The following is a 12,509-nucleotide window of genomic DNA, read 5'->3' as shown; positions in this document are numbered from 1 at the left end:
TTACCCCACTGAACCTTCAAGACTAATTTCGAGCAGCTTGCCGGCTTCTACGGCAAATTCCATTGGCAGCTCTTTGAATACTTCTTTACAGAAACCGTTAACAATCATAGAAACGGCCTTTTCTGTGTCTAAGCCACGTTGCTGACACAGGAATAATTGTTCGTCGCTCACCTTCGATGTTGTTGCTTCGTGCTCAACAATGGCTGAAGGGTTGCGGCTTTCGATATACGGGAATGTGTGCGCGCCACATTTGTCACCGATAAGTAGCGAGTCACACTCGGTGAAGTTACGTGCTCCGTCTGCGCGAGGGCCCATTTGAACCAGCCCGCGATAGGCGTTGTTACTGTTACCCGCTGAGATACCTTTAGAGATAATGGTCGACTTGGTATTTTTACCCACGTGGATCATCTTAGTACCGGTATCAGCCTGCTGGCGACCGCGCGTTAGCGCTACTGAGTAGAATTCACCTACACTGTTATCGCCTTTAAGTACACAGCTTGGGTACTTCCACGTAACCGCAGAGCCCGTTTCAACCTGCGTCCACGAGATTTTCGCATTGGTATGCGCTACACCACGTTTTGTCACGAAGTTGTAGATACCGCCTTTACCGTTCTCGTCACCCGGGTACCAGTTCTGTACCGTGGAGTATTTAATTTGCGCGTCGTCCATTGCCACTAGCTCAACCACTGCCGCATGCAGCTGGTTCTCATCTCGCTGTGGCGCGGTGCAACCTTCAAGGTAGCTTACATAGCTGCCTTCATCAGCAACAATCAAAGTACGCTCGAACTGACCGGTGTTCATTTCGTTAATACGAAAATAAGTAGAAAGCTCCATTGGGCAACGTGTGCCTTTTGGAATATAGACAAATGAACCGTCAGTAAATACAGCGCTATTAAGCGCAGCAAAATAGTTATCTGTGCGCGGCACTACCGAACCGATGTATTTCTTTACAAGGTCTGGGTACTTCTGTACTGCCTCAGAAATTGGGCAAAAGATCACTCCCGCTTCTTCAAGCTTATCGCGGAACGTAGTTACAACCGATACCGAGTCGAATACCGCATCTACCGCAACGCCTGCCAGCATTTCCTGCTCGTGTAGAGGTATGCCCAGCTTTTCATAGGTGCGAAGTAGCTCAGGGTCAACTTCATCTAGCGACTTAGGCTTATCTTTCATACTCTTTGGTGCCGAGTAATAAGAAATGGCCTGATAATCGATTTTCGGATAGTCGACATGCGCCCAATCAGGCTCTTCCATTTCTAGCCATGCATGATAAGACTTCAAACGCCATTCAAGCATCCATTCAGGCTCGTTTTTCATTGCTGATATGCGGCGGATAACCGACTCGTCCAGGCCGCTTTCAAACGTTTCCGATTCGATTTCTGAATAGAAACCCGCATCGTACTTTCTTTCTAACGCCTGTTCGATCTGTTCACTCATGTTGGGATCTCACTTGTTTGCCTGCATTTGCTGCCACTAACCTTTCTATTTAACTGGCAAATAAATCACCCCACGGTCTTGGTAATTTATATCGACTTTCAACTTCAACAACGTCATTTATTTGGGTTTACGCCCAAAAGAGTTGCCAAAACTGCCAGTTACATTGCGGACAGCCTAAAATTTTGGTGCCGTAGTATATAATACCCGACTATTTCACTCAAATATTCAGCCATTAATTTATGGCCACTTACGCGTTTTAAACGCTGCTTGAAGGTCAATTTCCTTCAAACGCGCATTAATTTTCTTCCACATTCACTAAAATAAAAAAGAATGCGCTAACACTAACTACGCTTTGCCTACTACAAAAACCCGCGCTCAACGACGGTATAGGTGTTTATGCTGAAACCGCTTGGCGTAGTCTTGTGGTTACATCCACTACTTTTTGTATTACGTAATCGATGTCTTCTTGGGTCGTAAAACGCCCCACGCTGAATCTAATTCCTGCATGCGCCAATTCGTTGCTGCGGCCAATCGCTTTTAACACATACGAGGGCTCTAGACTCGCTGATGTACATGCCGACCCTGAAGATACAGCAATATCATTTAAGCCCATCATCAAGCTTTCACCGTCTACACCCGCAAAGCTCACATTTAAAATACCCGGGATACGCTGTGTTGCGTGCCCATTTAAATAGATATCGTCGAGCTGTTGAAGGCCTTGCCACAGCGATTCACGCAGCGCTAAAATGCGCGCACTATCCTCTTCTATTTTTGAAGAAGCTAGCGCGATGGCTTCACCCATTCCAACAATTTGGTGGGTGGCTAATGTACCCGACCGCATGCCGCGCTCGTGGCCCCCGCCATGAATTTGTGCAACCAGATTGATTTTAGGACGGCGACGCACATATAGTGCCCCCATACCTTTAGGGCCGTATATCTTGTGCGCCGATATAGACAGCAAATCTATAGGAAGCTCAGCTAAATCAATGGCAATTTTGCCCACACTTTGCGCACCATCCACATGAAAAAGAACGCCTTTGTCACGACAAAGCTGGCCAATAGCTTGAATGTCTTGGATAACACCAAGTTCATTGTTCACATGCATCACCGACACCAAAATAGTGTCGTCGCGCAACGCGCTTTCGAGATCATTTAAATCAATTAAACCGTTTGGCAATACTTCAAGATAGGTAACCTCAAAGCCTTGGCTTTGTAAGAACTCACAGGTATCCAACACCGCTTTATGTTCGGTGTTAACGGTAATGATATGTTTGCCTTTATTGGCATAACCTTGGGCGACGCCTTTTATAGCAAGATTGTTCGATTCAGTGGCCCCCGAAGTAAAAACAATTTCTCTCGGGTCGCAATTAAGCGCGTCGCTGATTTGATTTCTAGCAACATCAACCGCTTCTTCTGCCATCCAGCCGAAGCGATAACTACGAGAAGCTGGGTTACCAAAGTTGCCATCCAGGGTTAGGCATTTTGCCATTGCCTCGGCCACACTTGGGTCTACCGGTGTTGTTGCTGCGTAATCTAAATAAACGGGTGTTGATAAAGCCATGCGTTACTCAATACCAATTTAAAGTTGGATACTAACTTCAATATCTTTGGTGATATGACGAAGTGATGCATTACCGTCTTGACGGTCGGCTACCTCTTGCACATCACGCTTGGCCATTAACTCGCCCAACGTAATTGAATTTAAAAACGCCGCAATGCGATCGCTTAGGTCTTGCCACAAGCTGTGCGTGAGACAGCGATCGCCGCCTTGGCAGTCTGCTTGTCCTTGGCAACGTGTCGCATCAATGGACTCGTCGACGGCGCGAATGACTTCGCCTATCGCAATTTTGCTTGCTTCACGGCCTAATAAATAGCCGCCGCCAGGCCCGCGGACGCTGTCTACCAATTGCTCTTTACGCAATCGAGAAAAAAGCTGTTCAAGGTAAGATAAAGAAATTTCTTGTCGTTCTGAAATGTCGGCAAGAGGCACTGGACCACGCTTTGAATGCAAAGCGACATCAAGCATTGCGGTAACCGCATAGCGCCCTTTAGAAGTGAGTTTCATTGGATTCTCCCGCCGTTTTGTAGTGCGGGAATTTTCACATACCCGACTAAAATGGTCAAGTATAAGACCCAGTAAATTAGTCAGGTATTATTGATTCGAGTAATCGCTTTTGTACATCAAGGCTTTCGTTTCATTTTAGCCCGATCCAAATAAGCACTAATAGACGCAAAATTTGCGCGGAAAGGTCTGCTAATAAAAGGCGATGAATGGCTTATTTGAAGGGTAAATAATATTGGCGACCATAAGCGCTATTTGTTTGCATTTAAGTGAATATGAGCAAGAATACTGTCTGCTATCCGATGTGATTGAACGGTATCAATTTGATGGCGCAACCCGCGCAATATTTGATGTTTAGCACCTGATATAGCCCTGGCTGTCGCAACACCGCCACTGGGATGCACCATGTGATCAACATCTCCGTGTATCACTAATGTTGGGGCTTTGACATTTTGAAGCATTGGCGTTCGGTCCCCAGATTTCATAATAGCACCGATTTGCCGGAACATCGCTTTTGCATCACTTTTGCCACCATTTCGCTGCCATGCCAAACGCGCGTACTGATGCCATTGATTTACGGCTCCGTTTGCAGCTACATCGCCAATATGCGTCATCATTGCCTGATAGTTTTTTACTGCGTCTTTTTCGTTCATTGGCGCTTTAGCTCTTGCCATTCGCCATAGCGTTGAATAAGAGGGTTGCCCTACGCGGCGATTCCCTGTCGTCGAGAAAATAGACGTCATAGATATCACTTTTTCAGGATGCAGACTTGCAAGAGTCTGTGCAATCATCCCTCCCATAGACATTCCTGCGATATGTGCGCTTGATATATTTAGCGCCTCTAACAACTGTGCAGTATCTTCAGCCATCCGTTCAAGTCCATATGCACCTTTCGGCGACCTTCCTCTTAACTGCTGTAATAGGCTGGGATGCGGTGTGTCGCTGCGTACTGACCTTCCTGCATCACGATTGTCAAAGCAAATAACGCGAAATCCACTAGAAACTAAACGCTCAATAAGCGCGTTTGGCCAATAAACCAACTGAAGACCTAAACCCACAATGAGTACAATGGTGTCGGTATTTCCGACACCATGTTCGGCATAGCAAAACCTATCACCGCTTTTAAGCGTTACGTATTGCTCATGATGCTGGGCTAAACTCATTTAAAGCTCTCGTGATTTAATAAAAGTAAGTGTGCGTCTATTAAAATTTCTATTCAAACTTAAGCGCTGGATCGTCTACACGGCCTTTCCGAAAAATTTTCACGTCTTGTGCATAATTGAACGACATAGACCAAGGAAACTGCATGCCTTGACGTGGCAACTGTTCTAAAGAGCGTTGGATGTAGCCAGCGCCAAAGTTTAGCAACGGTTGTGTTTCCATATTTGGGTCTGCTACAGGTGTACACTGTGTAAAGCCGTGCTCTTCCATATGATTGAGCAATCGCGTGAAATGTTCACATAGAAGGCCAATTTTTAGTGTCCACGATGAAGCTGTATAGCCCACCGCAATAGCAAAATTAGGCACGCCACTGAGTAACATACCTTTATACGTAACACATTTTGGAAGCGAAACAGCTTCACCATCAATTTTGGGCACTATCCCTCCTAAAGGCAGAAGGCTTAATCCGGTGGCTGTTACTATAATATCTGCTTCAATATGCTGGCCCGAATCAAGTTTAATGCCCGTTTCAGTAAACGTATCTATAGTATCTGTTGCAACCGACGCCTTACCTTTCGAAATTGACTCGAATAAATCTCCACCCGGAACTGCACACAGTCGCTGCTCCCAAGGATTGTAAGGTGGGTTAAAGTGTATATCTACTGGATATCCTTCGGGTAACATTTTTGCATTAAGACTGCGTATTATTTTGCGCGCACGATGCGGAAAGCGCTGACAAAACACGTACACCCAACGCTGTTTCGCTATGTTAAACCAACGCGCAGCTTTAAACGCTGTATCCTCGCTAAACCACGCGCGTAAATGTTTTGCGATTGGATCATCTACGGGCACAGGCAATACGTAGGATGGCGTTCTTTGCAGCATAGTCACGTGCGATGCGCTTTTCGCTAGTGCGGGAACCAGCGTTACCGCCGTTGCACCGCTTCCGATTACCACGACGCGTTTGTTTTCGTAATCCAGATCTTCAGGCCAATGCTGTGGATGTACAATCTGACCGTTAAATTGTGATTGCCCTTTGAAATGTGGTGCATAACCTTTATCGTATCGATAATAACCCGAAGCGTTAAATATCCATCTGGCGGCAATGTGCTCATGCTGCCCACTCTCTTCTGACTTTAACGTAACCCGCCAATAGTGTTTATCGCTTTGCCAATCTATATCTACCACACGAGTTAAAAAACGTATGTGCTCTTTAATACCGTTTTCAGCCGCGGTTTCTTCTACGTAAGCCTTTATTGAACGACCATCAGCAATGGCCTTTTTCTCTTTCCAAGGTTTGAATTCGTAGCCAAAGGTGAATAAATCAGAATCTGAGCGTATTCCCGGGTATTTGAATAAGTCCCATGTGCCGCCCAAATCACCGCGGGCTTCTATAATAGAATATGAAAGGTCAGGACATTTTTTTTGAATGTGGTAGGCGCAGCCGATACCCGAAATTCCGGCTCCAACAATTAGTACGTCGAGTAATGGCGCTGTTTCTTGCATAACGTCCCTGAAAAGTGATGATCAACCTTTCATCTCAATGTATGTTGGAGTTATGCATGAGTCAATGTGCTTGTTAATGTAGTGTAAAAACAAGCCTTTGTGAATATTTACTATATAAGGGTGAAGGTTCTCTGCCTTTACACCCGAAAATAGTATGCGGAATTAGAGTTAAATAGCGGGGTCGAAAGAAGAATGCGCCTTCTCTCGCTCTTGGGTTTCCGTTAGGTCGAAACCCGTTTCTGCGAAATCTTCAGCGCTAATATTGTGTAAATTATCGGTACACACATCGCCACCTAGTGACTGAATGACCTTGCACATCTCTTCCACTTTGGTGTCCATTTGGTGCATATGCTCTAGCATTATGCCCATCGCATTGGCCACAGGATCAGGGTTATCTGGCGCGACAGCATAGGCATCAAAACCATATTTCTGGGCAATTTTATCTCGCTCAGGGTTTACCGACGCATTCATCTCTTTTTGCTTCGAGATAATGATACGACCCGGGATCCCCACCGCCGTAGCGCCATCAGGAATATCTTTTACGACCACAGAGTTAGACCCTACTTTAGCGTTTTCACCTATAATAATAGGCCCTAACACTTTAGCACCAGCCCCAACTACAGCGCCTTTTTTAAGGGTTGGGTGGCGCTTACCTGCTCTCCAGCTAGTGCCTCCAAGAGTAACGCCGTGGTAAAGGGTGACATCATCGCCAATTTCTGCAGTTTCACCAATTACCACACCCATACCGTGATCGATAAATACCCGTCGTCCTAACGTGGCACCAGGGTGAATTTCAATCCCCGTAAGCCAACGGCTAAAGGTTGATAAACTGCGTGCCAACCATTTCCATTCAGCCTTCCATAGTTTGTGACTGATGCGATGTAGCCACACTGCATGAAGGCCAGGATAGTTGGTTAGCACTTCAAAGGTGTTTCTGGCCGCTGGGTCGCGATGAAATACACCTTGAATATCATCTTTTATACGGGCGAACATAGTGTTTACTCTTTTTCTTCTATCGCTGGTGCAGGGTCTGCATCGCCTGAGTTAGCATTCTTCACCGATTTATCGATAGACGCCAATATACCGCGTAATATATTAAGCTCTTGAGACTCAGGGCGTGCTCGGTTAAACAAGCGACGCAGCTTAGTCATAACCACACCCGGGTGACTTTTGCGAATGAACGACGTGCCTTCCAGCGTGGTTTCCAAATGCGTATAAAAACGCTCTAAATCGTCATTCAGTGGATATTCTTCCTCAACACTTGGATAGGTTTCGCGATTTAGATAGGCCATGCGAATCTCATAACAAAGGGTTTGCACTGCTGCTGCTAAGTTTAGTGAGCTGTATTCAGGGTTGGCTGGAATACACATATGGAAGTGACACTGCTGCAGCTCTTCATTAGTTAAACCACTGTTCTCACGCCCAAACACCAAAGCTACCGGATACTTTTCTACTTCTTGGACCAGCTTCTCTCCACAGTCGCGCGGGCCTAACATAGGCCATGAATGAGTGCGAGAGCGTGCAGACGTTCCTACTACCAAGCCACAGTCTTTAACTGCCTCTTCCAGCGTGCTTACAATTTTCGCGTTAGCAAGCACATCACCAGCCCCTGCCGCCAATGCACTGGCTTGGCCGTCTGGCTCATTTACTGGGTCGACAAGATATAAGCTGCTCAGCCCCATGGTTTTCATAGCTCTTGCTGTCGAGCCGATGTTTCCCGTGTGAGACGTGTTAACTAAAATAATGCGAATATTCTCGAGCATGCGTGTAATACCTACGTACTTATTTGGATAGCGTCTTTAATTCGATAATACGCGCTTTTGGCGTACTATCTTACAGACCTTAATAGCGTGAAGTTTAACACAGCGGCAGTATAGATGGCTATTCACGCAATTGTGCTGGGAATTCATTTGCATCACGCATAGATTCTGGTAGACTCCGCCCGTTTTCGAAAACAACTAGCTATTTTTTGTACAGTTAGTTTGTTTCATTGGTCTTTTACAATTGGTGGTTTATCTATGCATCCTATGCTGAATATTGCGGTGCGCGCTGCGCGTGCGGCTGGAACAGTTATTGTTCGTGGTTTTGAAAAACATAATGAAGTAGCAACAGAGTCAAAAGGCTTAAACGACTTCGTTACTCAAGTTGATAAAGAAGCAGAACAAGCAATTATTGCCAAAATTCAGCAGTCTTACCCGAACCATTGCTTCCTAGGTGAAGAATCGGGTGAAGTTTTGGGCACAGAAACTGATTATCAGTGGATCATCGATCCACTAGATGGCACCACTAACTTTGTAAAAGGCATTCCTCACTTTGCCGTTTCAATTGCACTTCTTCACAAAGGTCGCTTAGATCAAGCGGTTGTTTTCGACCCAATTCGCAGCGAACTATTCACCGCGAGCCGTGGTCAAGGCGCGCAGCTTAACGGTTATCGTATTCGTGCTTCTAAGCCTCGTGACCTTTCTGAAACCATTATAGCTACTGGCTTACCGTTTAAGAACAAGTCTCAATTTGGCGAGTATGCACTAAGCCTTAACAAAATTTTCCACGAAGTGGGCGACATTCGCCGCGCAGGTAGTGCAGCGCTAGACCTTGCTTACGTTGCAGCTGGCCGCCACGACGGTTACTGGGAGCGCGGCATTAAATCTTGGGATATCGCAGCAGGTGAGCTTATTGTTCGTGAAGCTGGCGGCTTGGTAACTGACTTTAAAGGCGGTAACGATCCACTTCACAAAGGTGAAATTGTTGCTGGTAGCGTGAAGGTTGTTCAAGGCCTAGTTAAGCACCTTAAATAAGAAGCATCTTAAGTAAGAAGCACCTTAAATAAGAAGCACTTTAAGTAAAAGCAGCTTAAATAAATCGCTCGTAAGCACATAAACTGAGCCGATAAACCAAGCACAGTTAAACAATAAAGGCGCTATGACACGAATGACGTGACATAGCGCCTTTTTCTTTTTCTCACTTATTGGTTTCGTTATACCTGCGGTAACACACCGCGATTACGAACACTTTACCTCTCGCTGAGTGGCTAATGAGCTGTGCGGACTGGTGTTTAACTTTAGGCCAAATAAAAATCTAAGTATTAAAAAGCGCTTGGCGACTTCGTATGTCAGTGCGCACCCCACAACGGTTATTAGCGTTATTAAAATAAATTCTCCGAGTGTCGACGATACACGGGAGCTCAAAAAGAACGCCGCCACCACAATTATCGTTTGATGCACCATATAGTAAGGCAACACGCCTTTGTTCAAATAGCTCACCACCTTACTCGGGTTAGACAAATATTTTCGACCGAACCCAAATATTGCTGCCAACCATGCCCAGTGATTAAGTACAACGATTACACCAACCAAAACACGAAACCCTGGCGACGATTCCATCAACTGCCCTGTAGGGCCTAGCAAGTCGTGCCGATCTAAAATTATGACGCTGTAAAGTACTATCGCAATGGTTAAGCTTACGTAACGGGACCTCATAATTGCAGCATACAATGCGGGTCTAAGCACAATCACAATACCTACCAGCATCACAAAAAAGTACTTTGCATGACTATACCAATCATTAAGCAAGTCGTGCGACGTGGGATATGCTACTCGTAGTTCCAGCCATATGGCAGTCATGATCGTAACCACTAACACGCTAAACAGCGCCAAACTATCGAGTACTCTCAACGCCCTTACTTCCACAAATCTGATAAGCGGGAAAAACAGCAATATGAAAGCGCTATACACAAAAAGGTAAGGTAAAAACCAAAGGTGATTCCATGTCAGTAAGCCAATTACCGATTGTTTGTCGATAAACAAGTCAGTATTTGGATTGATGTAAGCAACGTAGAACTCGCTAAACGGCATGGCTAGTGCTCCGCTGACTGTCCACTCTGCATAAACTTGTGGCGCGACGATAACAAACATACCGAATACAAGAGGAATTAATATCCGCAACGCCCTCTTCCCCAGTAGTGAAAGAGATACACGCCAGCGAGAGGTCGTTTGGCCATAAGCGCGGCGCAGCACGACGGTAAATACCATGGCAGAGATCAAAAATAATAAAGACATACGCCATTGGTTGGTCAATATCATCACATCTTGTAAAAGTGGAAATTGCACGTCGCTTTTTATATGCCAGCCCCACTCTAGAACGTAATACATTCCGATGTGATAAAAAATGAGTACACCAAACGCGATGACACGCAGTGCATCCAACTCGAAATAACGCTGAGTGACAGGACTCTCGACCACGGCCTTCTCTTTCGCCTCCCCCTTTGAAGTTCTGTTAACAAACGTTGCTTCCTGATCAACATATGCTTGCGTCAATGTCCTCACTCCTATTCAATAGTGTTTAACTAACGTGTTGCATCTAATGTGATAGACGTCCGACAGCAAACGCCTAAGTGACGAGAATTAAGGGAAAAAGGGTTAAGCGGTGAATAACTGGGATGAAAAATGGAGTCAGTTTCTTAGGGATTCTGAATCAAAACATAAATACGCTGCATTTGTTTTGCTTACAGCCTATTTGTTTATAAACAATTCAATCAATGCTGCGTCTAGTTGGACTGAATTTTCTCGAAGCGACAATAACAGCGTAGCACTTTGGGAGCCGTACGTTTGGGAATACTCGAGTGCTTTGAGCACCGCTTTGCTCGTCATCCCATTAATTATCGCTATACGTATACTCGATCAGAAGGTAAAAGTGGGAGCGACATGGCTTGGGTGGCATTTTGCCTTCGCCAGTTTATTTTCAGTAGCCCATGTATCATTAATGGTAGCATTTCGAAAGCTCGTCTATTTATTCTCTGAACGCAATTATGACTTTGGGATATGGCTCAATGAGTTCATCTACGAATATCGAAAGGATGTATGGGGCTATATTACTCTGATTACTTTTTACTATATTGCACGGTTTGGCTATCAACGCTTAATTGGTGAAGCATCACCTATTACACGCGACACATCACAGATAACGAATGACAACGTGGCCAGCACCTTACCTGACTATTTATTGGTGAAAAAGCTCAATAAGGAGTTTTTGGTTCAAGTCACTGACATACAGCGAGTAGAAGCCTCAGGAAATTACATTAACCTTCATACTCACGTGGGCGTTTACCCCTTGCGTTATACCCTTGGCCGGTTTTGTGAAGAAGGAGCACATCAAGGCTTTATGCGAGTGCACCGGTCGCACGCAGTGCGAATACCTGCCATTGTGTCTATAAGTTATGAAGAAACAGGGGATGGAACAATAATGCTCAATAACGGTCAATCAGTAGCGCTTTCCAGGCGATATAAAGATGATCTGAAACAAGCATTAGCCCCCAATCAATAGTAAATTCCACTTTTGATAAAGCGTAAAAAAACCGCATCGTAGATGCGGTTTTTGTACGTTTCAAGCGTGTAAAACTAAGGCATAGGATCTAAATCTGCGCCTTCCTTTTCCACTTGTGGTGGCATTAGGTCTTCTTTACTAATACCCAATGCAAGTGCCACTGAACTTGCGATATACACCGATGAGTAAGTACCTACCACTACACCAAACAGCAATGCTGTTGCAAATCCGTGAATAAGTGCACCACCCTTGTAGAATAATGCAACCAATACCAACACCGTGGTTAATGAGGTGATGATAGTACGGTTTAGGGTTTGCGTTAGCGAGATATTGATAATCTCAACAGGCTCACCTTTACGAATTTTGCGGAAGTTCTCACGAATACGGTCACACACAACGATGGTATCGTTAAGTGAATAACCAATTACCGCTAGTACCGCTGCAAGTACCGTAAGGTCAAACTCGATTTGAAGTACTGAAAACAAACCCAGCGTAAGTATAACGTCGTGAGCTAGTGCTGAAACTGACCCTAGGGCGAATCGCCATTCAAATCGCATTGCGACATAAACCAGAATACACAAGAGTGCGACTAGCATCGCAAGGCCGCCCTGCTCAGTAAGCTCTTCACCTACGTTAGGGCCTACGAACTCGATACGACGCATATCAACCTTAGTACCATCAGCGCGCAGCGCAGCTAGTACCTGCTCACCAATAGTCACAGCTTTAACGCCATCACGAGGAGCAATACGGATAAGTACATCTTGGCTGCTGCCAAAATTCTGCACTATAGCATCTTCAAAGTTTGCTTCGTTTAACTGGGCGCGAATGCCCTCTAAATTAGCGGCATCTTCATAGCCAACCTCAATTAGCGTACCGCCAGTGAAGTCTAGCCCCCAGTTAAGGCTATTAACGCCTAGCGACACGAACGAGCCTAAAATAAGTACCGTTGACAACACCATCGCAGGAATGCGAAGGCGCATAAAATTGACGGTATCGGATAGTTTTAATAATTGCATGTTACTTC

Annotated in this window: 11 protein-coding genes; 2 read left to right on the top strand and 9 right to left on the bottom strand. The window is 45.3% G+C overall.

Annotated features, from left to right (window positions below):
• From sufB to trmJ, 7 genes are all read right to left on the bottom strand, one after another.
• Complete coding sequence (gene sufB / locus MHN00_RS07210; protein WP_014950176.1) at nucleotides 1–1,437, bottom strand: Fe-S cluster assembly protein SufB; 1,437 nt, start codon at nucleotides 1,435–1,437, stop codon at nucleotides 1–3.
• Between the two features lie 394 nt (nucleotides 1,438–1,831).
• A complete protein-coding gene (locus MHN00_RS07205; RefSeq protein ID WP_239300783.1) occupies nucleotides 1,832–2,998 on the bottom strand; it encodes an IscS subfamily cysteine desulfurase in 1,167 nt (388 codons plus the stop codon).
• Nucleotides 2,999–3,016: 18 nt separating this feature from the next.
• Nucleotides 3,017–3,502 (bottom strand): Fe-S cluster assembly transcriptional regulator IscR, encoded by a 486-nt coding sequence (gene iscR, locus MHN00_RS07200; protein WP_014950178.1) that lies wholly within the window; start codon nucleotides 3,500–3,502, stop codon nucleotides 3,017–3,019.
• Between the two features lie 248 nt (nucleotides 3,503–3,750).
• Nucleotides 3,751–4,662 (bottom strand): alpha/beta hydrolase, encoded by a 912-nt coding sequence (locus MHN00_RS07195; RefSeq protein ID WP_069944619.1) that lies wholly within the window; start codon nucleotides 4,660–4,662, stop codon nucleotides 3,751–3,753.
• Nucleotides 4,663–4,711: 49 nt separating this feature from the next.
• Nucleotides 4,712–6,166 carry an NAD(P)/FAD-dependent oxidoreductase gene (locus MHN00_RS07190; protein ID WP_239300782.1) on the bottom strand — a complete coding sequence of 485 codons (1,455 nt, stop codon included), beginning with the start codon at nucleotides 6,164–6,166 and terminating at the stop codon, nucleotides 4,712–4,714.
• 168 nt (nucleotides 6,167–6,334) lie between these two features.
• Entirely contained in the window at nucleotides 6,335–7,159 is an 825-nt protein-coding gene (gene cysE, locus MHN00_RS07185; protein WP_014950181.1) for a serine O-acetyltransferase, read from the bottom strand.
• Between the two features lie 5 nt (nucleotides 7,160–7,164).
• Nucleotides 7,165–7,929: a tRNA (cytosine(32)/uridine(32)-2'-O)-methyltransferase TrmJ gene (gene trmJ / locus MHN00_RS07180; RefSeq protein ID WP_014950182.1), complete on the bottom strand. Its 765-nt coding sequence runs from the start codon at nucleotides 7,927–7,929 to the stop codon at nucleotides 7,165–7,167.
• 255 nt (nucleotides 7,930–8,184) lie between these two features.
• On the opposite strand from trmJ, the gene suhB reads away from it, so the two are divergent.
• Nucleotides 8,185–8,961 (top strand): inositol-1-monophosphatase, encoded by a 777-nt coding sequence (gene suhB, locus MHN00_RS07175; protein WP_014950183.1) that lies wholly within the window; start codon nucleotides 8,185–8,187, stop codon nucleotides 8,959–8,961.
• A 204-nt stretch (nucleotides 8,962–9,165) separates the two neighbouring features.
• Here the strand turns inward: suhB and MHN00_RS07170 are convergent, their stop codons facing one another.
• Nucleotides 9,166–10,488, bottom strand: coding sequence for an acyltransferase family protein (locus tag MHN00_RS07170; protein WP_239300781.1), 1,323 nt, complete (start codon nucleotides 10,486–10,488; stop codon nucleotides 9,166–9,168).
• Between the two features lie 100 nt (nucleotides 10,489–10,588).
• Here MHN00_RS07170 and MHN00_RS20535 point away from each other — a divergent pair, with 100 nt between their 5' ends.
• Nucleotides 10,589–11,485 (top strand): LytTR family DNA-binding domain-containing protein, encoded by an 897-nt coding sequence (locus MHN00_RS20535; RefSeq protein WP_014950185.1) that lies wholly within the window; start codon nucleotides 10,589–10,591, stop codon nucleotides 11,483–11,485.
• A 74-nt stretch (nucleotides 11,486–11,559) separates the two neighbouring features.
• Here the strand turns inward: MHN00_RS20535 and secF are convergent, their stop codons facing one another.
• A complete protein-coding gene (gene secF, locus MHN00_RS07160) occupies nucleotides 11,560–12,501 on the bottom strand; it encodes a protein translocase subunit SecF (RefSeq protein ID WP_131136686.1) in 942 nt (313 codons plus the stop codon).
• Between the last annotated feature and the right edge of the window lie 8 nt (nucleotides 12,502–12,509).

It is taken from the genome of Alteromonas sp. Cnat2-8, from assembly GCF_022348355.1.
Taxonomy (GTDB): domain Bacteria; phylum Pseudomonadota; class Gammaproteobacteria; order Enterobacterales; family Alteromonadaceae; genus Alteromonas; species Alteromonas macleodii.
The sequence above is the reverse complement of the archived record's forward strand: the minus strand, read 5'-3'. Positions and strand labels throughout refer to the sequence as shown.

Bases quoted from the DNA above. Each gene is read 5' to 3' on its own strand.
- suhB (WP_014950183.1), top strand. From the start codon at position 8,185: ATGCATCCTATGCTGAATATTGCGGTGCGCGCTGCGCGTGCGGCTGGA.
- cysE (WP_014950181.1), bottom strand. From the start codon at position 7,159: ATGTTCGCCCGTATAAAAGATGATATTCAAGGTGTATTTCATCGCGAC.
- MHN00_RS07190 (WP_239300782.1), bottom strand. From the start codon at position 6,166: ATGCAAGAAACAGCGCCATTACTCGACGTACTAATTGTTGGAGCCGGA.
- sufB (WP_014950176.1), bottom strand. From the start codon at position 1,437: ATGAGTGAACAGATCGAACAGGCGTTAGAAAGAAAGTACGATGCGGGT.
- MHN00_RS07195 (WP_069944619.1), bottom strand. From the start codon at position 4,662: ATGAGTTTAGCCCAGCATCATGAGCAATACGTAACGCTTAAAAGCGGT.
- iscR (WP_014950178.1), bottom strand. From the start codon at position 3,502: ATGAAACTCACTTCTAAAGGGCGCTATGCGGTTACCGCAATGCTTGAT.
- trmJ (WP_014950182.1), bottom strand. From the start codon at position 7,929: ATGCTCGAGAATATTCGCATTATTTTAGTTAACACGTCTCACACGGGA.
- MHN00_RS07205 (WP_239300783.1), bottom strand. From the start codon at position 2,998: ATGGCTTTATCAACACCCGTTTATTTAGATTACGCAGCAACAACACCG.
- secF (WP_131136686.1), bottom strand. From the start codon at position 12,501: ATGCAATTATTAAAACTATCCGATACCGTCAATTTTATGCGCCTTCGC.